Below are 23492 nucleotides of genomic sequence, written 5' to 3' on the forward strand. Positions count from 1 at the left end.
GGGCACCGACCGCGTCACGAAGCGTCCGGACATCGACGCCGTACGTGACTCCCCCACCGCTCGGCCAATGTGTCACGCCGTTGAACATCTTGGGTCGGTCCGCGAAATTCACACGCAGGCTCACCGGGCCCCTGGGTTGTACGACGGCCGTACCGTATCCTGATCCTGTGACCGCATCAGGCAACCCAGCGCCCCGCAGCTCCGCCGAAACCGTCGATCTGGCCGCCCGGGTCGGCCGGGTCGCCGCACCTCTGCGTCAGCAGGTGCTCGATGTGCTGCGTCAGGCCATCCTCAGCTTCCACTACGCGCCTGGTCAGCGACTGGTCGAGCGCGAGCTGATCGAGGAGATCGGCGTCTCGCGCACCACCATCCGCGAGGCTCTGCGCGAGCTGGCGGCCGAGGGACTGGTCAAGACCATCCCGCAGAAGGGTGCGGTCGTCGTGGTGCCCTCACTCCAGGAGGCGCTGGAGCTCTACGAACTGCGCGCCGCACTGGAGGCGCTCGCCGTGCGCCGGTTCACCGAGGTCGCGTCGGACGACCAGGTGGCGGAGCTGCGCACCGCGTTCGAACAGCTGGCCGAAGTGGTGAGCGGCGACGGCGACACCCTGCGGATCCTCAAGGCGAAGGACCAGTTCTACGACGTCCTGCTGCGCGGCTGCGGCAACCGCTCGGTCCACTCCACGCTCGGCGGTGTCCAGGCCCGCCTCAGCCTGTTGCGGGCCACCTCACTGGCCCAGCCGGGGCGCACGGCCCGCAGTGCGCAGGAACTGCGCACCATGGTCGAGGCGATCGAGGCGCGTAATCCCGAGGCCGCCGTGCGTGCGTCGAACCACCACGTCGAGCAGGCGAAGCGCGCGGGACTGGAGGGGTTGTCCGCGACCAGCGGGCTGCCGTTCAGCACCGCCTCACGCTGAGCCGCGCCGCCCGGGACAAGGGCGCGCGCGGTCCAGAACACGCGCTTGCGTTCAGTGCATGACGTACCCGCCGTTGGGTGACAGGGTCTGGCCCGTGTAGAACGCCGATTCGTCGCCGGCGAGAAACAGGATCGTATGCGCGATCTCCTCCGCGGAGGCAGCCCGGCGCAGCACCCCGAGGCCGACGACGGCACGGCGGATCTCCACGTCCGCCGGCAGCATCGGGGTGTCCGTCGCCCCGGGCGCCACCGCGTTGACGCGGATCCCGTCGTCCGCCACGAGCGCGGCCACCGCACGGGTCAGCCCCAGCACTCCCGCCTTGGATGCCGGGTACATGGCCGGCAGGGGGAAGTTGGCGAGGGCTCCCACGCTGGAGACATTGACGACGGACCCGCCCGAGGGGGAGTTGCGACGCATCAGCCGTACAGCGGCTCGCACGGAGTAGAACGTGCCGGCCAGGTTGACCGCTATGACCTCCTCGAAGTCCTCGTCGGTGAGATCGCAGATGTCGGCCTGGGCGCCCGAGACGCCCGCCGCGTTCACCGCGACGTCGAGCCGTCCGAACTCGGCGAGAGCGCGTTCGTACGCGGCGTCCACCTGCCCGCTGTCCCGTACGTCGGCGCCGACCGGGATCGCCCCCTCGATCCCGGCCACCGCCCGGGCCGTCCCTTCGGCGTCCAGGTCCACGGCCAGGACCCGTGCTCCCTCGTCGGCGAAGCGGCTCACCGTGGCCAGTCCGATGCCCGAGGCGGCGCCGGTGACCAGGGCGGTCCGGCCGGCGAGCCGGCCGCCGGCGTGCTGCCGGCGGCTCCCACTCGATGACACGCTCATACGTCCCCGGTCCTCAGTTCGCGGACGGGGCGGCGGGGTGATCGAAGAACTTGTCGAGGTACGCCTGAGGCATCCACGCCTCCCCGTCCATGACCTCTCCGAGATCGCTCGGCGTCGCGCCGGCGGGCAGATAGTCGGCCAGGTTCGCCTTGGTGATCACCGACGGCTCGCGGGTGATCGTGCCGACCTTGGGGCCTTCTCCCCCCATCACCATCATCCCGACGGTGAACCAGGCCTTCGCCTCCTGCGTGCCGTTGCCGCCCGTACCGGCGGTCTCATAGCCGTCGGCCGCCTCCAGCTTCTTCCAGGAGGCCAGCGACGAGGCGGACGCACCGGCGTCCACCACCTTGGGTACCTTCCGGCCGGTCGAGTCGAAGGCCGCGTAGACACCGGATCCCATGACGCCCAGCTGCGCGACCATGTCGATCTTCTGCGGGTGGCTGGAGAGGAACTTCAGCAGCTCGGCCTTGGCGACGGGCGGTACGAAGGCGCCGTTGACCTCGCCGAGCACCTTCATGTCGGGGCATGCGGCGAGAACGTCCTTGACGGCCTTGTAGCCGATCGTCTCCGTCGACAGTCCCTGGAAGCCGCGGACGACGACGACGTTGCCCTTGCCGTCGAGTTGCTTCGCGACGAGGGCGGCCGGCCGGGCGACGTTCAGGTAGGAGTTCTCGGCCACGTTCACGGCGTACTTGGACCGGATGGTCGAGGAGAGCGCGACCGTCACCACGCCCTTCTTGCCGGCCGCGTCGACCGCGGAGACCATCGCGTCGCCCGAGAGCGGCGTGATGTAGATGATGTCGACACCGGAATCGACCAGTTCGTTGTAGCCGCGGATCTGCTCGGCCGGGGTCATGGTCGCCGGGTCGGTCATGATCCGCTTGACGAGTGTGCCCTGGACCAGGCCCTTGGCCTTGGCCGCGGCGAAGCTCGTGCCCATCTGCTTGACGACGGACGCGGCGAACGCGTTCGAGGCGGGCAGATACGAGAGGCCGACCTTCGCGGGGTGGCCCAGCTTCTTCTTGTCCCGCCAGGCGCTCGCGAACACGTCCTCGCCATAGGCGTTGTAGGCCTTCTGCAGGTCTGCGGGCAGGGCCTTGACGGCTCCGTCGGGGTCCTTGGGCGCGATGGTCGGCACCTCGCCGCAGGCGGCGGCCGCCTTCCCCTGGGTGTCGGCCGCGCCGCCGGTCGCGCTGGAGGCGACCGTGCCGCCCGCCCCGCCACAGCCGGCGAGCAGGACCGTGAGGACGATTCCGGTGGACGACGCCACGACGCGTCTGCGGGAGTGCCCGTAGCTGGATCTGTTCATGGCAAACCTTTCTGGAACAGAAGAGGGAGAGAGGGAGAGCGGGAGAGAGGAGAGGGAGAAGGGGGGAGACGTCAGACCTGGTCGCGGAGCCTGCGCTCGCGGCCGTAGACCGCCATCGCGGCGAGGATCACGACGCCGTTGAGGATCTGCTGGTCGGCTTCCTGGAAGCCCAGGCCGACGAGCACGGTGGAGACCGAGGTGAGCAGCAGGACGCCGACGGTGGTGCGGGTGTAGCTCCCGGGACCGCCGAACGCCGTACCGCCGAGGACGACGGCGGCGATGCTCTGGAACAGGTAGGGGTTCCCCAGCCGGTTGTCGACGTTGCCCGCGAAGCCCGCCAGGACGACGCCGGCGAGGATCGCGAGGGCCGCCGCTACGGCGTACACCGTGACCCAGACCTTCCGGGTGCTGATGTGGGCGAGGTCCGCGGCCACCGGACTCGCCCCCGTGGCCAGCAGTCGGCGTCCGGGTCGGGTTCGGTGCAGTACGACGGAGACGACGGCGATCGCGAATGCCCAGATGATCACCACGGGGGGCACGGGGATTCCGAAGGTCGACGACATGGGGGCGCTCAGGCGGCTCACCCAGCCGGGGGCGGCCGTCCCGGTGCCGCCGCCGCTGAGGACGGAGGTCACGCCGACGGCGATCGAGCCCGCGGCGAGTGTGACGATGATCGGGTGGATGCCGAAGCGGTGGCACAGATAGCCGACGAGACCGCCCATGGCGGCGCCGCAGGCGACGGCGACGGCGAGCATGACGGGCAGCGGCACTCCGGGGAGGTCGCCGAACTGGGTGACCGTCACCGCCCCGGCCACGATGAACCCGGCGAGGGACAGGTCGATGCCCCTGATCAGTACGACGAGGGTCTGTCCGATCGAGGCGAGGCCGGTGAGCGCGCAGAGCACCAGGACCGAGCGCATGCTCGACGGTCCGAGGAACCCCGGCATGACGGCCGCGCCCCACGCGAGAACGGCCACGGTGAGCAGGAGTTGGACGAGCGGGAACCGTCGCTGGAGGGAGAGGAGCCGCTGTCCGGCCGAGGTACCGGGCGCGGCCACCGGTGCCGACATGTCGCCGCCGGGGGCGAGGGGCGCCCTGTCGAGCGAGCCTTGCTGCGTGGTCATCATCGCCCTTCCTTCAGTTCGCGTGCCGCGACGGCACCGAAGAGCACCGCGCCGATGAGCAGGACCCCGTAGATCACCTGGAGCCACGTCTGCGACACCTGGAGCACTCCGAGCAGGCTCTGCAACAGGTAGATGGCGGCGGCGCCGGCGAGCGCGTTGGCGATTCCGCCGCCCCCGCCCTGCAGGGGGATGCCGCCGAGGGAGACGGCTGCGATCGCGATGAGCGTGTAGGAGGTGCTCGTGCCGGCCTCGGCCGTGGACGCCAGCCCGATGAGGACGAGGCCTCCCACCGCCGCCATGGCGCCGCCCAGGGAGTAGGAGAGGACGCGCACCGCACCGACGGGGACTCCGCTGGTGAACGCCGTGACGTCGTTGCCGCCCACGGAGCGCAGCAGGCCGCCGTATGTCGTCGCCCTGGTGACCAGCAGCCAGACGGCGGCGGGGACGGCCAGCGCGACGAGGCCGCCCGGGACCGGTCCCATGGACCCCGCGAAGTCGGCCATCCAGGAGCCGGAGATGGTGGTGGGGCTGGGAGAGAGTTTGAGGTCGACGCCGGTGAGGACGAAGAACATCGCGAGGGTGACGACGATCGGCTGAAGCCGGCCCACGACGATGAGCAGACCCGTGAGGGTTCCGACCAGTGCCCCCGCCACCATGAGGAGGGGCAGGGCGACGTATCCGCCGAGGCCGGCCGGCTGGAGCTGGGTCGCGTAGAGCAGAGCGCTCAGCGTCATCAGCGGGCTGACCGACAGGTCGATGCCGCCGCGTCCGCTCATGATCGAGGGCACGCTCGCCATGGCGGCGATACCGAGCGGGGCCAGGGCCGCCAGTTGGGAGGTGACTCCGAAGCGGGGTTGCAGAGCGAGGTTGGCGATGAGGAGCGTGGCCGCCAGGAGGACCGCGAAGAGGTAGGTGTGGCGTGCGAACAGGGATCTGAGCGTGCGCCGGGGTGTGGGGACCGTGCGCCGGGCCGGCCGGTCGGGGTCCTGGGCGGAGGTGCGGGAGGTGTGGTCGACGGTGCTCACGCGGTCACCGCCGCTCCGCCGAAGAAGGCGTCGACGAGCCGTTCCCTGTTCAGCTCCGCCCGGGTGAGTTCCGTGGCGAGCGAGCCCTCCCGGAACACCAGGACGCGGTCCATCAGCTCGACGTGCTCGTCGACTTCGGAGGACAGCATGACGACGGTCAGCCCCTGCCCGGCCAACTCGCGCAGCAGCCGGTACAGGTCGCGTTTGGCTCCCACGTCGATTCCTCTTGTCGGGTCGTTGAGCAGCAGGACATCGGGGTCGGCGGCCAGCCAGCGAGCGATGACGACCTTCTGCTGGTTGCCGCCGCTCAGCGTGGTGATCGCGTCCGACGTACGGCCGAACCTGATGCGGAGCCGCTCCACGTAGTGGCGGAACCGCGTCTCGGCGGCGCGCTCGGACAGCAGCCCTTTCCTGACGTCCTGTTCGGCGGTGGGGATGGCGAAGTTGTCCAGGATGGACATCCACGGCAGGATCGACTCTCCGCGCCGGTCCCGCGCCACGTACGCGATGCCCAGGTCCCGCGCCTTGCGGGGATCGGTCACCCGGTGTTCCCGGTCTCCCTCGATCCGTACGACGCCGTCGGTGTCGCCGTGTCCGACGAGAAGGCGGAGGAAGTCGTCCTGGCCGTGGCCCTCCAGGCCGGCCAGCCCGACGATCTCGCCCCGGAGCAACTGCGCCCGGCACGGTTCCGCGCCCGGCCGCAGGCGTGAGCCGGTGACCTTCAGGACGACTGGGCGTGCCTCGGTGGCGGAATCGGTGGCGGTGGTCGAATCGGTGGCGGTGGGGTCGGAGACCGCGCGTGCCGTGTCCTGCACCAGGTGCGTGCCACCGGTCATCAGCCGGATCATCTCGTCGTGCTCCCAGTCCGCGCCGAGGGTGCCCACGGTGCGGCCGGACCGGAGCACGGTGACGCGGTCGCCGATCTCCCGGATCTCGTCCATCCGGTGCGTGATGAGGACGATGCTCATGCCCAGCGCCGCCCGTTGTCTCACCAGGGCGAACAGGCGGGTGCGGGTGTCGTGGTCGAGGGCGGAGGTGGCCTCGTCGAGGATCAGCACCTTGGGGTCGCGCAGCAGCGACCGGGCGATGCCGCAGGCCTGGCGGTCGCTGAGCTGGAGCGAGCCGAAGGGGGCGTCCAGCTCGGGCGGCGTGACGAGCAGCGCGGCGAGGATGTCCGCCGCCCTGGTACGGCGGTCGGCATCACGGGGCACGGGGCGCAGCAGGCGGTCCGCGCCGAGCCACAGGTTGTCCATTACGGACCGGTTCTCGACACCGAGCACCTCCTGGAACACCGTGTCGATGCCCGCGCGCAGTGCCTGAGCCGGGGTGCGCGGGGCGAAGGGCCGGCAGCCGACCGTCATGGAGCCGGTGTCGGGGCGGTGCACCCCGCTGAGGATCTTGACCAGCGTGCTCTTCCCGGAGCCGTTCTCCCCCACGAGGGCGTGCACCTCGCCCGGGAACAGACGGAGTGCGGCGTCCTGGAGGGCGGCTGTCGGGCCGAAGTGCTTCCGTAGGCCGTCGACCGCCAGCACGGCGTCCGGTTCAGCTGTGAGCGGGTGGGTCGGCACTGACCCCTCCTGACTTGGTGACTGAGTCCAAACGGGTTCCAGATGGATGCCCACCTGTGTGATTGTCGTCTGGTCATACAATGTTTCGACGCGGGGCCGACGGTAGCGCGTCACGGAAACCGGCGTCCAGAGGCAAATCGCCGCCATATCTCTTCGAAGCCCGAGGCGTGGACTGGGGGAAATCCGCCAGAAGCTCGAGCGAGAGGGCGATTGTCGTCTCGTCATACAAAGAGTACGGTTGGCGAGCACCACCCGGGCGGGCCGGGTCGGCGAGCACCAAAGGAGTGCACGTGTACCTCATCACCGGTGCCAGCGGAGGGCTGGCCCAGACCGCAGCGGAGCTGCTGCTGGAGTCGGTCCCCGCCGACCAGGTCATCCTGACGACGCGGGCGCCCGGCAAGCTGCGGTCCTTCGCCGACCGTGGCGTCCACGTGCGGTACGCCGACTTCGCCGAGCCGGACAGCCTGAAGGCGGCCTTCACCGGCGCGGAGCGGATGCTGCTCGTGTCCACCGCCCAGGTGGGTTCACGGATCGGCTTCCACCGCAACGCCATCGAGGCTGCCCGGCGCGCCGGGGTCCGGTACCTCGCGTACACGTCGATCGTCGGCGCCGGCGTCAAGGAGAACGACGCCGTCGTCTGTGTCGAGCACCGCGCGACCGAGGCCATGCTGCGCGAGTCGGGACTGCGCTGGAACGTACTGCGCGACTCGCAGTACGCGCAGGCGGTGGCCTACTTCATCGCGCCCGGCGCGGTCGCCATGGGGCAGATGGTCGGTGCCTGGGGCGAGGGCACGGTCGGCTTCGTGTCGAGGGACGACTGCGCGGCCACCGCCGTCGGCGCGCTGCTCGGCCGCGGCGAGGACGACCGCGCCTACGAGGTCACCGGGCCAGAGCAGCTGACGTACCGTCAAGTGTGCGCGATGATCTCTGAGATCAGCGGCACCGACGTCACGTACGTGCCGATCAGCGACGAGGACCAGTACGCCATCTTCGACTCCATGGGTGTGCCCCGCGAGTACGACGCCGAGGCGATCGCCGCCTCCCCCATCCCCTGGAACAGCGACGACATGGTGTCGTTCAGCCGCGCGATCCGCCTCGGGCACATGGCCTCCCTCAGCGACGCGGTCCAGACGCTGGCCGGGCGGGCGCCGCGCTCGATGCGCTCCGTGCTGGAAGAGGCCGCGGCGACCTGGGCGCCCGCCGGAGCCGTCACGGAGGCCGCGCGATGAGCGACGACGTGAACACGGACCTGAACACGACCGCCGTCGACGACGGTACCTACCTCGGCGAGAAGGCCCTGCGGCGCTTCGTCGACGTGCTCGGCGAGGACGGTGTCGTCCTTGGTGAGGGCCGCTTCCACGAGCAGTACCGCGACAAGTACTGGCACCGCGACGACGACACCTACGACCCCGCCGCCGTCCTGTTGCCGCGCAGCGCCGAGGAGGTACAGGCGGTCGTCCGGATCGCGAACGAGTTCGGGGTGCCGATCTGGACCTCCTCGCAGGGCCGCAACTACGGCTACGGCGGCTCCTCGCCCCGCCTGAAGGCGACCGTGGTGGTCAGCCTGACCCGGATGAACCGTGTCCTGGAGATCAACCGCGACCTGGCGTACGCGGTGGTGGAACCGGGCGTCCGCTGGATCGATCTGTACGAGGCGCTGAAGGAGTCCGGCAACGAGGATCTGATGGTGACCGTCCCCGACCTCGGCTGGGGCAGCGTCATCGGCAACTCCCTCGACTGCGGGATCACCTACCAGCCCTACGGCGCCGACTTCATGGCTCCGTGCGGGATGGAAGTCGTGCTGGCCAACGGCGAGTTGCTGCGTACGGGCATGGGTGCCATCCCGGACAACAAGTCCTGGCACACCTACAAGCGCGGCCTCGGACCGGTGCTCGACGGCCTGTTCGTGCAGTCCAACTTCGGCATCGTGACGCGGATGGGCTACTGGCTGATGCCGCGCCCGGAGGCGTACGCCCCGTTCTTCCTGACGGTGCCGCGGGACGAGCACCTGGAGCAGGCTGTCGACATCATCCGCCGGCTCCGCCTCGACGGCACGCTGCGCGGGGTACCGAGCATGTACAACACCGTGACGCTGGCGGCCCAGTTCCCCGACGTGATGGGCCGCTTCGCGGGCGCCGACGGCGCCTTCAGCGAGGAGACCCTGAACGAGATGGCCGACGCCACCGGGCTGGGCCGGTGGGCGCTGCGCGGGGCGCTGTGGGGGGACGGCCCCGTCGTGGAGCACCAGTTGGCGAAGATCCGCGCGGCGTGGAGCGAGGTTCCCGGCGGCCAGATGCTCTTCGAGCGGACGTACGGGCCGCAGGAGTACGACGAGATCCGTTCGATCCCCGACAAGTGCCAGGGGGGTCTGCCCGGGCTCGATCTGCTCGACGCCATTCCGGAGGGGGTCGCCCATATCGGCTTCTCGCCCGCGATCCCCCTGGTCGGCAGCGATGTGCGGGAGGTCGTCGACCTCTTCGACCGGATCGTCAGGGAGCAGGTCGGGGTCAATGTGGCCGGCGGGCTGCTGATCATCAACGAGCGGACGGCGCTGTACGTCACCGGGCTCAACTACGACTACCGGGACGCGGAGCAGTGCCGTCGGGCCTACGACGCGCTGAAGGTGCTCGTGGCGGAGGCGGGGCGGCGTGGGTACGGCGAGTACCGCGCGCACCTGGACTTCATGGACCTGGCGTCCGCGCAGTACTCCTTCAACGACCACGCCTACCGCCGGTTCTGCGAGACGATCAAGGACGCGGTGGATCCGAACGGCATCCTGTCGCCGGGCCGACACGGGATCTGGCCGGAGAAGCTGCGGCATCTCGCGGACCGCGACTGACGTTCGTCACCGAGGTTCATGGCTGACGTGAACGAGGCCCCGGCTCACTTGAGCCGGGGCCTCGGACGTGTTCTCGGTTCCTCTACGGCAGCGTCGCCGCCCGTTCGAACGCGGCCTCGATCCTCGCCGCTCGCTCGCCCACCATCGGATACCACTCCGGATGCGTGACGATGTGGGTCTCACCGCGGGCCAGGCCCGCCAGCACGATGTCGCCCACCTCCACCGGGTCCAGCCAGCGCAGCTTGGCCAGCTCCGGGTCGTCGGAGATGTCGTTCTGGACGAAGGCGCTGCTCGGCGCCCCCGCGGGCCTGGTGCGCAAGGACCGGGCGATGTTGCTGCGGACCGTTCCGGGTGCGAGGACCGCGGCGCCCACGGTGGAGTCCTCCCGTCGCAGCTCCTGCGCGAGCGCCTCGGTGAGGCCCATGATCGCGAACTTGGTCGTGGCGTACGCCCCGAGTCCGGGCATGTCGGCGACGAAGCCGCCCATGGAGGAGGTGTTGACGATGTACGCCGGCTCGCCGTGCTGCTTGAGGAGCGGCAGGAACGCGTGCACGCCGTGGATGACGCCGTCGAGGTTGACGTCGAGGATCCACTTCCAGTCCTCGATGGTCATGTCCGCGATGCGTGATTCCGGGGCCACCCCGGCGTTGTTGAATACCAGATGCACCTTGCCGAACCGGTCGACGACCTGGTCGGCCAGCGCCCGCACGCTCGCGACGTCGGAGACGTCGGTGCGCACTCCCACCGCCCCGATCTCCTCGGCCGCCGCGTCCAGCGGGCCCTGCTCGATGTCGGCGATCACCACGTGGGCGCCGCCCGCCACCAGCCGTTGGGCGATGCCCTTGCCGATTCCCGACGCACCGCCGGTGACGACGGCGACGAGGCCGCTCACTTCCTTGATCACGGTCACTGGCCGGCCTTTCCGTCGATCGCGCCGACCGCCCGGTAGGCGGCGGGCCATACACCGTGCCGGCCCGGGGACAGGATCCCGTTCGGATCCACCGCGTCCTTGATCCGCTCGACGAAGCGGCGGTACGCGTGGTCGTTGAAGGAGTACTGGTCGGCCGCGAGGTCCATGAAGTCCAGGTGCGCGCGGTATTCGCCGTATCCGAGCGCCCCCACCTCGGTCACCAGCATCTTCGCGGTGTCCGCCGCCGCGCGTGCCTGCTTCTCGTCGCGTGTGTCGAAGCTGATGCTGCTGACGACGATGGCGCTGCGGTCGTTGATGGGGAAGATCGCGCAGACGAAGTTCGTTCCCGCCCGGTCGGTGACCAGCCGATGGATCACGTCCACGACGCGGCGCACCTCGCCGCCGGTGAGCGGAACCACCGGCGAGAAGCCGATGTGACCGACGAACTCCGGAACGACCTCCATCAGGTCCATGCTCGGGATGCCGGCCTGGACCTTCTCCATGAAGGTGTTCAGCTCGCCCCACTCGTGACGCAGGTAGGTGCGGTCGTGGTCGACGCGTGAGCCCTCGATGGCCGACCACGCCTCACGGATGCGCCGCAGCTGATGTTCGACGACGGGGCCGTCTCCCCACAGCGCGGTGCGCAGTCCCCAGCGTCCGATGCCGGTGCGCGCGGCGAGGCCGTCCAGGGCCTCCTCGCTCGCCGGTCCCTCGGCGCCCATGAACTCCCCCAGCAGTTCGGGGAACTGGGCCGCCATGGTGATGGTGTTCTGCAGGTTCGGCACCCCGCGGATCACTCCGTCGAGGCGGAGGTCACGGATGATGTCGACGGCCCGGGCGAGCTGGTCGTCCCGGGGAATGGTCAGGTAGAGCGGCGCGTACGCCTCCGGGCGGCGCTGGAGCCACACGCCCGCGCGCGTCACGATGCCGTAGTTGGACTGGATGAACAGCGGGTCGAGGACAGGGCCGAGGCCCCGCTGGTAGACGTGCCAGGACGGGTTGCCGGGGATGGCTCCCATGCCGGTGCGCAGCAGTTCCCCGTCGGCGAGGACGACCTCCATCCCGCAGAGCTTCTGGAAGTCCGAGCCGTTCGGGCCGTAGGTGACCCCGTTGTCCAGGGAGTTGCCGATGACGCTCCCCCAGCCGAGGTCGGGGATCGAGCACCACAGGTCGCCGTTGCCGGAGGCCTCCAGCGCGTCGTAGAGGTCGAACCAGCGCACTCCGGGCTCCACGACGGCGTACGCCAGTTCGCGGTTGATCTCCAGGACCCGGTTCATCCGGCGGAAGCTGATCAGCAGGGAGCCTCGGACGCGGGGCGACGGGCCGCCGTAGCCGTTGTTGCGGCCCTGGGAGGAGGTCCACACGGGGATCCGGTACGCGTTCGCGATCCGTACGACCTCGCGCACCTGATCGGTGGAGGTGGGGAAGACGACGGCGGAGGAGTCGTAGGTGCGGTCGCCCTGGAACCAGTACGGGTCGCGGTAGGTGTCGCGTTCGGCGTCGGTCAGCAGGACGGCGTCCGCGCCGACCACCTCGGTCAGGCGGCGCACCGCCTCCTCCGGCAGGTCCGTGTGCTCCTGTGTGGTCGTCCTCACCGCGCTGCCTCCAGCCCGTCGAGCCATCCGATGACCGGCTTGACCGTGTCGGAGGAGTTGGCCTCAAGGATCAGCCCGTGGCCGTTGCCGACGATGCCGGCGTCCTCCAGGGCGAGCTGTTCGGCGTCCGCGCCCACGTCGCACAGGAACTCGACCAGCGGCGGGGACTGGGCCGCGCTACCGGACGCGCTGCCCGTGACGACGGCGATCGGAGTGCCGCTGAGACCGGGTATGCGGTGGCCGGCGGGGTCGGCTTTCAGCTGCTGCGGGGAGTCGATCGCCGGTTCGGTCGTGAGTGGGGCGTAGGTCAGGCCGTACGTGATCTCGCCCAGGCCGGGGAAGTCGGCGAACGGCGGCCCCATCGGCTCGATCGCGACGATCGCCGCCACCAGGTCGGGCCGCCGGTTCGCGGCCAGCCAGCCGCCCGGGCCGCCGGCGGAGTGGGTGATCAGCACCGCCGGGCCGATCCGGTCGAGGAGCGCGGCGAGCCGTTCGCCGTCGAGCCGCTGCCCTTCGGCGAAGTCGGCCAGGAAGAAGCCCATCGCCGAGGTGAGCTGCTGGAACTCCACACCTTCGAACGTGCGGTCCCAGGGCCACTGGGTCTGCGCGTCCGCGGCCTCGGGGGGCGCGAACAGGAAGCTCGCGAACTCCAGCGGCAGCGGCGGGGCCACCGGGCCCAGCGCCTCCGGGTGGTGCGGCGAACGGCCGTGGCCGGGTCGGTCGACGACGTACACGGCGTACCCGGCGCGCACGAAATCGTACGCCCAGCCCTGCCGGCCGTCCGGGGTCCCGAGCCAGTCGGTGCCCTGTCCGCCGCCGCCGTGGACGAGGACGAGGGGGTGGGGGCGGGTGACCTCGGGCGGCGCGAGCCACTCGACGTAGAGCGGTCCGCGCGGGACGGTGCCGTGCGGGGTGGGGATCTGTTCGCCCGGGATCCAGAAGAAGCCGGTGCGGATCGTGATCGGCTCGACCCGGTCGTCGAGATGGGGCGGTGTGTCGGTCATGCTCGGTCCTGTCTCACGGCGGCCCAACAGGGAGAAGAGGAGGCGGAAGTCAGCGGGCCTCGGGCGGCGGGATCTCCAGGAGCAGGTTGGCGGTGTTGCGGAACGCCTGCTCGCGCAGCATCGGGTTGCGGTGGGTGAGGAGCGAGCTCATGTCGCGGAAGATCCGGTCGAACCGCTCGCCCTGACGCATGGAGCCGGAGCCGACGACGCGCAGCAGGTCGTGTTCGAGCGTCTCCCAGAGCTGGATGATGATCTCCCGGACCACGCAGGCCAGACTCCAGTCGTCCACGAAGGTGTACTCGCGGCTGCCGTCGACCGTGCCCCGGCAGTACTCGGCGTGCTGGGCGATGACGCCGTCCAGCGCCAGTTCGGCGGTCCTGATCTTCGTCCAGGCCGCGCCGTAGTGCCGCTGGTAGTCCACGTCGTACAGGCGGAGCTGGACGGGCGGGAGCGGGGTCTTGCGGGTGCGCATGAGGCGTTCGAACTCGTCGAGGGCGTGGTACAGCCCGCCCACGGCCAGACTGGCCAGGGAGACGGTGAAGGTGAGCAGCCCGCGTCCGGCGTACATCGGGTTGCCGTGCAGCTGGGAGCCGACCGTGCCGTCCTTGACCGGGATGTCGATCATGTTGGCGTCCTCGACGACCAGTTCGGCCTCGACGAAGGCGTCGGTGAAGCGGATGCTCTCCGAGCCGGTGGCCTTGAGGCCCGTCGACTCGCCCCAGTTGTGCAGGCGCTCGAAGCTCTCCCTGGGTGCGAGGAACATGCCCATCACCGGGGCGGAGCCGTCCTCCTGCTCGACCATGCACTGGCCGAGGTACCAGGTGGAGTGGGGGATGCCGGAGCAGTAGTCCACGACGCCGTTGAGCACGTATCCGCCGTCGGTCCTCTTCGCCCTGACCGTCGGCGCGGACACCGAAGCGGCCCGGAAGTCGTGGTCGCCGAACGCCCGGTCCTGGACCTCCTTCGGGTACCAGGAAGCGACGTGGAGGGCGTGGTTCGCGGCCAGTGCGAAGCACCAGGCGCTGCCCATGTCACCGCGGGCGAGTTCCTTGCAGACCGCGAAGAACGTCCGGGGCGAGACCTCGAGCCCGCCGTACGTCTTCGGGACGAACATGTCGTAGAAGCCGTTCGCGACGAACTGCTCGTGGAGGTCGTCGGGGAGGTGGGTCAGCCGCTCCGCCTCCTCCTGGCGGGCAAGCAGCTCCTCGCGCATGGCCCGGGCCCGTCCGACGAGCTCCTCCTCCGAGGGCGCGGCCAGGCCGGGCTGTGCGGCGACGTGTGCTGTGGTCATCGAATCTCCTAAGCGGGGCGTGGCCGTGGTCAGACGACGGGGTTCGCGTCGGCGGCGCGGCGAAGCTGGTCCTCGCGGCGCATCTCCAGCGGGCGCCGGGCGTGTTGCCGCAGGACGGCGGAGACCTGGGCCAGGTCGCCGGCCTCGTATCCCTCGACGAGCCGGCGGTGGTCGTCGAGGAGGGAGCTGGAGGCGTAGCTCGCCGTGTCGAGCGCGCGCAGGTTGAGGCCCGGCAGGCAGAGGCGGCGGTAGGTGTCGAGCAGGATCGTGGATCCGGCGAGTTCGACCATGTACTCGTGGAAGCGCTCGTTGGCGCGCACCCAGCCCTCGGGGTCGGTGAACCGGCCGTCCTTGACGAAGCCGAGGGTGTTCTCCATCAGCTCGCGCAGCCGGGCCAGCTGGTCGGTGGTCACCTTGCCGACGGTCAGTTCCGCGACGCCCGTCTCGATGGCGAGCTTGGCCTTGTAGACCTCGTCGATGATCGAGTCGGGGACGGGTGCGATGAGGTACTCCCCCGCCTGGCGCCGGATGAGCCCCTCGTCGGCCAGGGCGGCCAGGGCGCGGTGGACGCGGCCCGCTTCCACGCCGAACTCCTCGGCCCAGCGCCCGGCGTCGATGACCTCCTCGACGTCACTGCCGGCGTCGAGGACGCGGGCGCGGACCTCGCGCAGGACGGTGGCCTCCGGCGCCGTCTGCATCCGGCCGAAGCGGCCGCGGAAGTAGGCGAGCGGATGGCCGGGGTACGACATCGCCTCCTCGACATGGGCGAGGAACACGTAGTGGGTGCCGGCCTCCACCTGCTCGGCGACCCGGCAGATCAGGTGGGCGATGGCGCCGACCAGCAGCGGCGAGCCGTTCGAAGCGGTCTCGGTCGGCACCCCGTCGTACTTGTCCGCCACGCGGGAGGCGAAGCGCGTGGCCAGGTCGACGTGGTCCTCGGCGAGGACGTTCACCGCGAAGGCGGCGCTGTCGCGGACCGCCGCGGCGGTGGCCGAGTTCCGGTTGAGACAGATCAGCAGCATCGGCGGATCGTCGGTGAGGGAGCTGACCGCGCTCGCGGTACTGCCGTACCGGATGCCGCCGCTTTCCGTCGTGATGACGGTGACGCCGGTGGCGAACCGCCCGATGACGTCGCGGAACTCCCGCGCGGTGACCGGACGGGAGCCGGACGGGGCGACGGATGACGGCGTGGACATCACAACCAACTCCTCTGAAGTCCCGGAGCGGCACATGTGGGCCTGCGAGGGACTGTATGACGATCGCACAATGACGTAAAGAGGGAGGCGAGGGGCGGCCACCAGAGTCAATCTCCTGGTCGGCGATCCCATCTAGCGCCGTTCTCTGCATGCCTATAATATCGTCATACAAAGTTCGGTGTCGAGAGGAGAGCCCGATGAGCGCAAGCCTGTACGCCGCAGACTCCGCCCCCCAGCCTGCGGCGGAGGGCACGGTCGACCACCTTCTCGAGGTGGCGACGCGGCTCCGCCCGGTCCTGAGGGCCGCGCAGGCGGAGCACGAGGCGCTCGGTGGTTACTCGGAGGCGATCCACAAACAGCTGCTCGACGCCGGCTTCTACCGGATGCTCCACCCGAAGCGGTACGGCGGCCTCGAACTGCCGCTGGAGGACTTCCTCCGGGTGGCCGTGGAGATCTCACGCGGCGACCCGGGGGCCGGCTGGTCCTTCGTCCTCGGCGCCGGACACGCCTGGCACGTGGCCTCCTTCTTTCCCGAACAGGCCCAGGAGGAGCTGTTCGCGGAGGACCTCATCGCGCCGGGCCGCACCATCCCGCGTGGCCGGGCGGTCCGCACCGCGCACGGCTACCGGCTCTCCGGCACCTGGGACTACTGCTCGGGCTCGATGTGGAGCACCCACGCGATGCTCGTCGCCCATACCTTCACCGAGCGGGACGAGCCGCTCGGGCTGCGCGCGTACATCGTCCCGCGGTCCGACTACGAGATCCTCGACGACTGGGGCGGTGTCCTGGGCATGCGGGCCTCCAGTTCGAACTCGCTCCAGGTCACGGACGCGCTGGTCCCCGAACACCTCAGCGTGGTCTACGACTTCAAGGACCACACGCTGGGCGACACGGGCACCATCGGCTATCGGCTGCACCGCAACCCGATGTACCTGGGCCGCACCCTCGCCTTCTTCAACTGCGAGCTCGTCGCCACCCAGATAGGCGCCGCCTGGGCGGCCTTCGACGCCTTCGACGAGCTCATGGCCACCCGACCGACGAGCTTCCCGCCGATGATGCCGCGCACCGACTCCGCCGAGTTCCATCGCTGGTACGGCAAAATGCTCGCCCAGATCGACGCCGGCGAGACTCTGCTGCTCGGCGCGATGCGCCAGTACACCGAGCTGGGACGGCGCTGGGAGCGCACTCGCCAGGAGTTCACGCCCGAGGAGGACGCCCGGCTGCGCGGCGTGATCCTGCAGGGGGCCCAGCTGGCGAACCAGGCCGTCGACCTGGCGTTCTCCACGGCCGGATCCAGCTCGGCACGGCTCGGGTCGCCCATGGAGAAGTACTACCGGGACGTCGCGATGTTCAAGACGCACATCGCCGCCAAGTGGGACGTCACCTACGGGTCGGTCTCACGCTTCCACTTCGGCCAGCCACTGACCTTCTGAGACCCACCTCGCCCTCCCTACCGAAGAGAGAACTCCCATGGCCATCGGCCCCAAAGACGTCGTCCGGGCCTTCGTCGACGCGCTCAACCGCCAGGACTGGGACCGTCTCGGCGAGCTGATCACACCGGACTTCACCTACACGATCCAGTCCTACGACCTGCCGGGCGCCGGCGATCCGATGGACGGGGAGACCCTGGTCAAGGTCCTTGCACAGATGCTCGCGCTCTTCGACTCGACCGGCCCGCGGATCGAGATCACCCGCCTGGTCGGCGAAGCGCACTGGGTCGTCGCCGAGGCCGTGGGGAGCGGTTTCTTCCGCGACGGAAGTCGCTACGACAACCGGTACGCGAACGTGTACGAGGTCTCCGGCGACCGGGTCAGGACGGTTCGCGAGTACATGGACACACAACACACCGCGCAGTCGTTCGCGGCGGTGACCTCCGGGCGGGGAGACTGAGGCGGCGCCCCGGGGATCGGGACAGCGAAGGGCGTCCAGGAGCGGCCCTACCGGTCCTGGATCCCCTTCAGGCCCTCAAGGACGTTGGCGGCCACGCGCCGCATGTGCTTGGCATAGATCTCGACCGCGGTGTCCGCGTCCCGCTCCCGGACCGCGGCGACGATGTCGCGCAGTTCCTGGATCACTTCGGCGTGGTTCGTCGACATGCCCTTGACCACCAGGACGCGCACCTTGGCCTGGACGCCCTCCACCAGCTGCCGCAGCACCTCGCTGCCGGCACCGTCGTGCAGTACGGCGTTGAAGTCGCGCCGCGCGTCGAGCACGTCACGCGGCTCGGCGTCGTCCTGCGAGGCGACCTCGGCGAAGCGCTCCGCCGCCGCTTCGAGGGCGTACACCTTTGAACGTGGCGCCTTCTCGATGAACCGTCGCACGAGCAGCGTCTCCAGCGCGCACCGGACCTCGTAGAGGTCGCGCGCCTCGTCCGGGGTGGGCACCGCGACCACGGCACCCTTTTGGGGCACGACCTTGATCAGCCCCTCGGAGGTCAGCTCCCGCAGTGCCTCCCGAACCGTGGTGCGGGAGACGTCGAGCTGCTCGACGAGTTCACGCTCGACGAGACGCCGGCCCGGCTCCAGGCGGAAGTCGAGGATCGCCTCGCGCAGAGCCGTGACGACCTGCTCGCGCAGCGGTGCGGCGATCCGGCCGACGGGGCTGGTGGTCCAGGCCGAGGCAAGAGAGGTCGAGGTCGGATTCGAGGCCGTGGGCTTCGGGGCGCGGGGCATGATCCCTCACTCCTGCGTACGTGGTTGATGGCGGAAGACTGTGATGACCCCGCTGAGATCGCGGAACTCTCCGGAGGCGTACAGCGCCTCGTTGATCCGGTCGAGGGTGTACCGCGCCGTCACGATCGGCCGGGCGTCGTATTCGCCGCTCTCCAGGAGTTCCAAGCAGCGGGGCAGGTCGCGGGACATCACGCTCTGGCCGTTCTGACAGGACAGGATCCGTCTGCCGTGGATGGCGAGGGCGTTCTGCGGAAGTGAGATACGGCCTTCCGCCCACTGCACGCCCGTCAGCACGACCGTCCCGGCCCGCCGTGACATGGCGACCGCCTGCTGCACCGCCTGTTCGGGGCCCGCGGCCTCGACGACCACGTCCGCGCCCCGCCCCTCCGTCAGGGACCGCACCTGCTCGACCGGATCGCCCTCCGTGGGGTCCACGACATCGGTCGCCCCCAGCCCGGCAGCCGTCGCACGGCGGTCGGCCAGCAGGTCCACACCGATGATCCGGCCGGCGCCGGCGACCCGGGCGGCCTGCACACACCACAACCCCAGGTGCCCCAGACCGACGACCGCGACGGACGCGCCCGGCGAAACCTCCGCCACGTTCACGATCGCGCCGTGCCCTGTGGTGATGCCACAGCCCAGCAGGCTCAGTTGTGGAGCGGGCAGCGAACTGTCGACGGGCCACACCTGGCTGCGGTCCGCGAGGATGAACTCGGCGTACGCTCCGACGCCACCGGCCGCGCGGACCGGGCGGTCCATGGGGTCGGTGGCGATGACCGGCTCGGGCCTGTCGAAGAGACGGGCGCACTGGTCCGGCCGGCCGATGCCGCAGTAGAAGCACTCGTCGCATTGCGGCGTCCCGGCGACGACCACGAGGTCACCTACTCCGTAGCCGCGACCGGGGGCATGGGCGCCGCGGCCGTCGCAGCGTTCGACCACTCCCAGCGCGGTGTGGCCGAGCACGACCGGCGGTTTCCTGCCGCGCATCGCCCGCCAGCCGAGCCAGTCGGTGGAGCAGAACGGCGCGGCGACCGTCCGTACCAGTATTTCGTGGTCGGTCGGGTCACGCAGGAGGAGCTCCCGGACCGGCATGGGGGCGCCGAACGCCTCCAGCACCGCTGCTCTCATCTCGGCTCCCGTCAGAAGACGAACACGCCCGAGAGGTCCTCGAGCCGTTCGGACCGCTCGAGAGCGGTGTTGATGTCCTCGAGTCGGTACGTCGAGGTGATGACCGGCGACGGGTCCAGCGCGCCCCGTTCGAGCAGGCGGACGTACGCGGGAAGGTCGCGGCGCATGCGGACGTTGCCGTTCTGGGTGCTGAGCACCTGCCGGCTCTGCACGGCGAGGGGGATCTGCCCGAAGGTGACCTCGCCGGTCGCATCCTTCAGGCCGGAGAGCACCACGGTGCCGGCCCGCCGGGAGATCTCCAGCGCCAGGCGCTGTGCGGCGGGCGGCCCGGCCGTCTCGATGACCTTGTCGGCCCCTCGTCCCTGAGTCAGGCCCCGTACGGTCTCCAGTGCGTCCTCGGGTGCGACGGCGGCCGTGGCTCCTGCCTTGGTCGCCACGCCGCGGCGCTCCTCCCGGGGCTCGATCACGACGACCTCGCGGGCCCCGGCCAGACGCGCCGCCTGTACGGCCCACAGCCCCAGGTGTCCCGCTCCTACGACGGCGACCACCTCGTCGGGTTGTACGCGGGCGACGTTGAGGACCGCCCCCACCCCGGTGGTGATCCCGCATCCGAGGAGCGAGAGCACCTCCCAGGGCAGGTCCGTGTCGACCGGGAAGACCTGGTTCTGCGATACGTTCATCATCTCGGCGTAGCCGCCGACGCATCCGGCGGCATTCACCTTCAGGCCGTCCGAGGTCCGGGCGACGTCCGGGTAGACACCGCCGAGGTCGAACAGCTCCGAGCACTGGTCGGGGCGGCCGATGCCGCAGTAGAAGCAGTGGCCGCACTCGGGTGTGCCGGGGACGACGACGCGCTGCCCCACCTCGATGCCGCGGACCTGGCTGCCGACCTCGACGACCTCGCCGGCCGAGGCGTGGCCGAGGATCGTCGGCGGGACCTTGCCGAGGCGGCCGTGAAAGCTGGTGACGTCGGTGGAGCAGAACGGCGTCGCCCCGGTGCGGACCAGCACACGGGTGGGCGCGAGGTCGAGCAGCTCCACCTCCTCGACGGTCAGGGGCTGTTCGAAGCCTCGCAGCAGGGCTGCTCTCATCGTCGTCATCGGGAGGCCTCCTGCGTCCCTGCGGCTCCTGCCGCGTGCCGTGCGAGGAGCGCCTCGTCGGTCACCGCCACGTCCCAGAGCCCCGCTCCCCCGCCCCTGCGGTTGGTGTTCTGCACGCTGGCGCCGCCGTCGACGGAGAAGATCTCGCCGGTGACGTAGCTCGACTCGTCGCTGAGCAGGAACGCCACCGTCGCGGCCACCTCCTCCGGCCGGCCCGCGCGCCTCAGCGGCGAGGTGCCGGCCCGGCTTCGCATGTCGGCCATCCCGGCCTCACCGAAGATCGGCGTGGGCACGATCCCCGGAGCGACGGCGTTCACCCGCACGCCGATGGGGCCCCCGTAGACGGCGGCGCCATGGACCAGACCCACCGTGCCGTGCTTGGACGTGGTGTAGGCCAGCAGGTCGTTGCTGCCGCGCAGGCCGGCGATCGAGGCGGTGACGACGACGGACCCGACGCTGCCGCGCTCCAGGTAGTGGCGGAACGCGGCCCGTACGCCGAGGAACGGGCCCCGCAAGTTGACCGCCATCACCTTCTCCCACTCCTCGACCGACACATCGACGAGGTCGGCCAGGGAGCCGGCGATCCCGGCGTTGAGATGGTGCAGGTCCACCCGCCCGAAGGCGTCCACGGCGGCCCGCATGTAGGAGTCGACGCCGTCCTCGGTCGTCACGTCCGCGCCGACGCCGACGGTCTCTCCGCCGGCGGTCCCGGCCACCTCCTTGGCAGCCGCCTCCTCGAGGTCGACGGCGACGACCTTCACACCCTCCGCCACGAGCCGCTCCACCGTGGCCCGTCCGAGGCCACCTGCGGCGCCGGTGACGACGGCGACCTTCCCGTCAAGTCCGCGCAGTGTCATGTCTTTCCGCCTCACGTCTGTCGCAGTGGTCGGGCTTGTTCCTCGCGCAGCACCGGCAGGGCCTGGAGTGCGCTCTGCATGCCCATGACCGAAGCGATCTCCATGACCTCCAGGAGCTCGCCGACGGTGGCGCCGTAGTTCAGCGCGTTGTTCATGTGCGCCTTCCACCCCTTCACGTACAGGTGGGTGGAGGCGCAGTCGAAGGCCGTGTAGACGAACTCCTTGACCTTGGGTTCCAGGGAGCCGTGCTGCCACGACACCGACGAGAAGTCGGTGTAGGCCTCGAACATCTCCGGGTCGAGTTCGAGGATCTCGTCCCAGAACTCGTGCCAGTAGCCGCGGTTCTCGGTGAACCGCTCCTTCAACTCCTGCTGGTACGCGTCGAGTTCGCCGGGGCCGTCGCGCAGGCCGCGTTCTTCGAGGATCTCGGCGAGCAGCGGCACACCGATGTTCATCGCGTGGATGCCCAGGGTCGTCGTGAGCTCGATGACCTCGGTGATCTCACCCGGCGTGGCGCCGAGGTCCAGCGCCCGGCGGATGTGGCGGCGCACTCCGGGGGCGTACAGGTGGGTCGCCGCCGCGTCGACGGCCAGGTAGATGAGTTCGCGGGTCCTGGGGTCCAGGTGCCCCTTGCGCTGGGGCACACCGGCCAGCCGTACGTACGCGGCGAGCAGTTCGGGCGCGAGTTCGAGCACCGCCTGCCACTGCTCGTCCCAGGCGCCGTGCAACTCCACGACGACATCGTGGAGTTCGTCCTCGGACGGCGCGCTCATCCGGTCACCAGCTCTTCCACGGAAGCGTCGAACGCCCAGCGGGCGATCTCCGTGTGGTCCGCGGTGTCGGGAAGGGCTTCGAGTGCGCGTTCCCAGAGGGCGACGGCGTGGTCGGCGAGCGGGCTCGCGGCGCCGAGCTGGTGGGCCAGGTCGACGGCGATGCGCATGTCCTTGACCATCAGCTTCATGGCGAAGCCGGAGTCGTAGGTACCGGGCAGCACGAAGTTGGGGAACTTGTTGTCCGTGGAACCGCTGCGCCCACTGGAGGAGTTGATCAGTTCGACCATGACGGCCGGGTCGAGCCCGAACCGCTCCCCCGCCAGGACACCCTCAGCCGTGGCCAGCAGATGGGTGGCCGACAGCAGGTTGTTGATGGCCTTGAGCGCGTGTCCCGCGCCCACCGGGCCGGCACGACGGGCGGTGCCCATGGTCGCCAGCAGCGGTGACAGTCGTTCGACGTCACCCTCGGCGCCGCCCACCATGATCGTGAGCTTGCCGTTCTCGGCGCCCTTGACCCCGCCTGAGACAGGGGCGTCGACGAGGGTGACCCCACGGCTCCCGAGGACGGCGGCCAGACGCCTGGTGGACAGTGGGTCGGAGGAACTCATGTCCACGACCGTGCTGCCCGGGGCCAGCGCCTCGGACACCGCAGGATCACCGAGCACCGCCTCCACCACCGCACTGCCGGGAAGCATGAGGACGACGACCTCGGCGCCTCGCGCCGCCTCCGCCGCGGTCTCGGCGGTAGCGGCTCCGGCGGCGGCCGACGCGGCACGGGCGTCCCGGCTCAGGTCGAACGCGGTCACGGCGTATCCGGCGCGGACCAGGCGCACGGACATCGGCGCGCCCATGTTCCCCAGGCCGATGAAGGCCACGGCGGGCAGGGCGGCGGGAGTCTCGTCGCGGTCAGGCATCGCCGTTGACCTCACCGATCACCTGTTCGGCGACACGGAACGACTCCAGTGCCGCCGGGACACCGACGTATATGGCCGTCTGGAGGAGCACTTCCTGGATCTCCTCGGTCGTCACCCCGTTGGTCAGTGCTCCCTTGACGTGGACGCCGAGCTCGTGGTTGCGGCCCAGGGCGGTCAGCATGGCGAGGTTGACCAGGCTTCGGGTGCGTCGCTCCAGTCCGGGACGGCTCCACACGGCGCCCCAGCAGTACTCGGTGACCAGCTCCTGCATCGGCCGGGCGAACTCGCCGACGTTGGCCAGCGAGCGCTCGACGTGTTCGGCGCCCAGGACCGCCTTGCGGATGGCGAGGCCGGCTTCATAGGTGTCGCGGTGAGTGACGTCCTGAGGGCTGATGTCGGTGGTCAGGGGCTCGGCCGTGGTGGTCGGGTGTTCGGTTGCCAT

22 protein-coding genes are annotated in these 23492 nt (G+C 70.2%); 5 read left to right on the plus strand and 17 right to left on the minus strand.

The genetic code is table 11. The features are described 5' to 3' along the window. The first annotated feature begins 167 nt into the window (after positions 1 to 167). Positions 168 to 914 carry a GntR family transcriptional regulator gene (locus tag OG852_RS03535; protein WP_330347029.1) on the plus strand — a complete coding sequence of 249 codons (747 nt, stop codon included), beginning with the start codon at positions 168 to 170 and terminating at the stop codon, positions 912 to 914. A gap of 51 nt (positions 915 to 965) precedes the next feature. Here the strand turns inward: OG852_RS03535 and OG852_RS03540 are convergent, their stop codons facing one another. From OG852_RS03540 to OG852_RS03560, 5 genes are all read right to left on the minus strand, one after another. Continuing rightward, entirely contained in the window at positions 966 to 1745 is a 780-nt protein-coding gene (locus OG852_RS03540; protein ID WP_330347030.1) for an SDR family NAD(P)-dependent oxidoreductase, read from the minus strand. Between the two features lie 13 nt (positions 1746 to 1758). After that, positions 1759 to 3054, minus strand: a complete 1296-nt coding sequence (locus OG852_RS03545; RefSeq protein WP_330347031.1) for a substrate-binding domain-containing protein — start codon at positions 3052 to 3054, stop codon at positions 1759 to 1761. A gap of 71 nt (positions 3055 to 3125) precedes the next feature. After that, positions 3126 to 4178: an ABC transporter permease gene (locus OG852_RS03550; RefSeq protein ID WP_330347032.1), complete on the minus strand. Its 1053-nt coding sequence runs from the start codon at positions 4176 to 4178 to the stop codon at positions 3126 to 3128. Further along, positions 4178 to 5203 (minus strand): ABC transporter permease, encoded by a 1026-nt coding sequence (locus tag OG852_RS03555; protein WP_330347033.1) that lies wholly within the window; start codon positions 5201 to 5203, stop codon positions 4178 to 4180. Before OG852_RS03555 ends, OG852_RS03550 begins: the two co-directional genes overlap by 1 nt. Further along, positions 5200 to 6771, minus strand: coding sequence for a sugar ABC transporter ATP-binding protein (locus OG852_RS03560; protein WP_330347034.1), 1572 nt, complete (start codon positions 6769 to 6771; stop codon positions 5200 to 5202). The genes OG852_RS03555 and OG852_RS03560 overlap by 4 nt, the downstream gene beginning before the upstream one ends. Before the next feature lie 290 nt (positions 6772 to 7061). Here OG852_RS03560 and OG852_RS03565 point away from each other — a divergent pair, with 290 nt between their 5' ends. Both OG852_RS03565 and OG852_RS03570 read left to right on the plus strand, forming a co-directional pair. After that, positions 7062 to 8000 (plus strand): SDR family oxidoreductase, encoded by a 939-nt coding sequence (locus OG852_RS03565; RefSeq protein ID WP_330347035.1) that lies wholly within the window; start codon positions 7062 to 7064, stop codon positions 7998 to 8000. After that, positions 7997 to 9610, plus strand: a complete 1614-nt coding sequence (locus OG852_RS03570) for an FAD-binding oxidoreductase (protein ID WP_330347036.1) — start codon at positions 7997 to 7999, stop codon at positions 9608 to 9610. The genes OG852_RS03565 and OG852_RS03570 overlap by 4 nt, the downstream gene beginning before the upstream one ends. Before the next feature lie 82 nt (positions 9611 to 9692). On the opposite strand, the gene OG852_RS03575 is transcribed toward OG852_RS03570, so the two are convergent. From OG852_RS03575 to OG852_RS03595, 5 genes are read right to left on the minus strand one after another with little or no spacing between them, the layout of a single operon-like run. Then, complete coding sequence (locus tag OG852_RS03575) at positions 9693 to 10520, minus strand: SDR family NAD(P)-dependent oxidoreductase (RefSeq protein WP_330347037.1); 828 nt, start codon at positions 10518 to 10520, stop codon at positions 9693 to 9695. Beyond that, positions 10517 to 12115 (minus strand): FAD-binding oxidoreductase, encoded by a 1599-nt coding sequence (locus OG852_RS03580; protein ID WP_330347038.1) that lies wholly within the window; start codon positions 12113 to 12115, stop codon positions 10517 to 10519. The genes OG852_RS03575 and OG852_RS03580 overlap by 4 nt, the downstream gene beginning before the upstream one ends. Continuing rightward, the gene (locus OG852_RS03585; protein WP_330347039.1) at positions 12112 to 13119 is read right to left on the minus strand and encodes an alpha/beta fold hydrolase; all 1008 of its coding nucleotides are present in this window, start codon (positions 13117 to 13119) and stop codon (positions 12112 to 12114) included. Before OG852_RS03585 ends, OG852_RS03580 begins: the two co-directional genes overlap by 4 nt. 49 nt (positions 13120 to 13168) lie before the next feature. Beyond that, positions 13169 to 14410, minus strand: a complete 1242-nt coding sequence (locus OG852_RS03590) for an acyl-CoA dehydrogenase family protein (RefSeq protein ID WP_330347040.1) — start codon at positions 14408 to 14410, stop codon at positions 13169 to 13171. Positions 14411 to 14439: 29 nt separating this feature from the next. Further along, positions 14440 to 15606 (minus strand): flavin reductase, encoded by a 1167-nt coding sequence (locus OG852_RS03595; protein WP_330347041.1) that lies wholly within the window; start codon positions 15604 to 15606, stop codon positions 14440 to 14442. Positions 15607 to 15803: 197 nt separating this feature from the next. Here OG852_RS03595 and OG852_RS03600 point away from each other — a divergent pair, with 197 nt between their 5' ends. Both OG852_RS03600 and OG852_RS03605 read left to right on the plus strand, forming a co-directional pair. Next, positions 15804 to 17039: an acyl-CoA dehydrogenase family protein gene (locus OG852_RS03600; protein ID WP_330347042.1), complete on the plus strand. Its 1236-nt coding sequence runs from the start codon at positions 15804 to 15806 to the stop codon at positions 17037 to 17039. A 37-nt stretch (positions 17040 to 17076) separates the two neighbouring features. Further along, on the plus strand, positions 17077 to 17496 hold the full coding sequence (locus tag OG852_RS03605; RefSeq protein ID WP_330347043.1) for a nuclear transport factor 2 family protein: 420 nt from the start codon (positions 17077 to 17079) through the stop codon (positions 17494 to 17496). A 47-nt stretch (positions 17497 to 17543) separates the two neighbouring features. On the opposite strand, the gene OG852_RS03610 is transcribed toward OG852_RS03605, so the two are convergent. From OG852_RS03610 to OG852_RS03640, 7 genes are read right to left on the minus strand one after another with little or no spacing between them, the layout of a single operon-like run. After that, a complete protein-coding gene (locus tag OG852_RS03610; protein ID WP_330347044.1) occupies positions 17544 to 18278 on the minus strand; it encodes a GntR family transcriptional regulator in 735 nt (244 codons plus the stop codon). 6 nt (positions 18279 to 18284) lie between these two features. Beyond that, positions 18285 to 19406 (minus strand): zinc-binding dehydrogenase, encoded by a 1122-nt coding sequence (locus OG852_RS03615; RefSeq protein ID WP_330347045.1) that lies wholly within the window; start codon positions 19404 to 19406, stop codon positions 18285 to 18287. Between the two features lie 11 nt (positions 19407 to 19417). Continuing rightward, on the minus strand, positions 19418 to 20506 hold the full coding sequence (locus OG852_RS03620; protein WP_330347046.1) for a zinc-binding dehydrogenase: 1089 nt from the start codon (positions 20504 to 20506) through the stop codon (positions 19418 to 19420). Next, positions 20503 to 21363, minus strand: a complete 861-nt coding sequence (locus tag OG852_RS03625; RefSeq protein ID WP_330347047.1) for an SDR family NAD(P)-dependent oxidoreductase — start codon at positions 21361 to 21363, stop codon at positions 20503 to 20505. The genes OG852_RS03620 and OG852_RS03625 overlap by 4 nt, the downstream gene beginning before the upstream one ends. Positions 21364 to 21374: 11 nt before the next feature. After that, on the minus strand, positions 21375 to 22136 hold the full coding sequence (locus OG852_RS03630; protein WP_330347048.1) for a carboxymuconolactone decarboxylase family protein: 762 nt from the start codon (positions 22134 to 22136) through the stop codon (positions 21375 to 21377). Beyond that, positions 22133 to 23050, minus strand: a complete 918-nt coding sequence (locus OG852_RS03635) for an NAD(P)-dependent oxidoreductase (protein WP_330347049.1) — start codon at positions 23048 to 23050, stop codon at positions 22133 to 22135. Before OG852_RS03635 ends, OG852_RS03630 begins: the two co-directional genes overlap by 4 nt. After that, entirely contained in the window at positions 23043 to 23492 is a 450-nt protein-coding gene (locus OG852_RS03640) for a carboxymuconolactone decarboxylase family protein (protein WP_330347050.1), read from the minus strand. The genes OG852_RS03635 and OG852_RS03640 overlap by 8 nt, the downstream gene beginning before the upstream one ends.

This window comes from Streptomyces sp. NBC_00582, assembly GCF_036345155.1.
Lineage (GTDB): Bacteria > Actinomycetota > Actinomycetes > Streptomycetales > Streptomycetaceae > Streptomyces.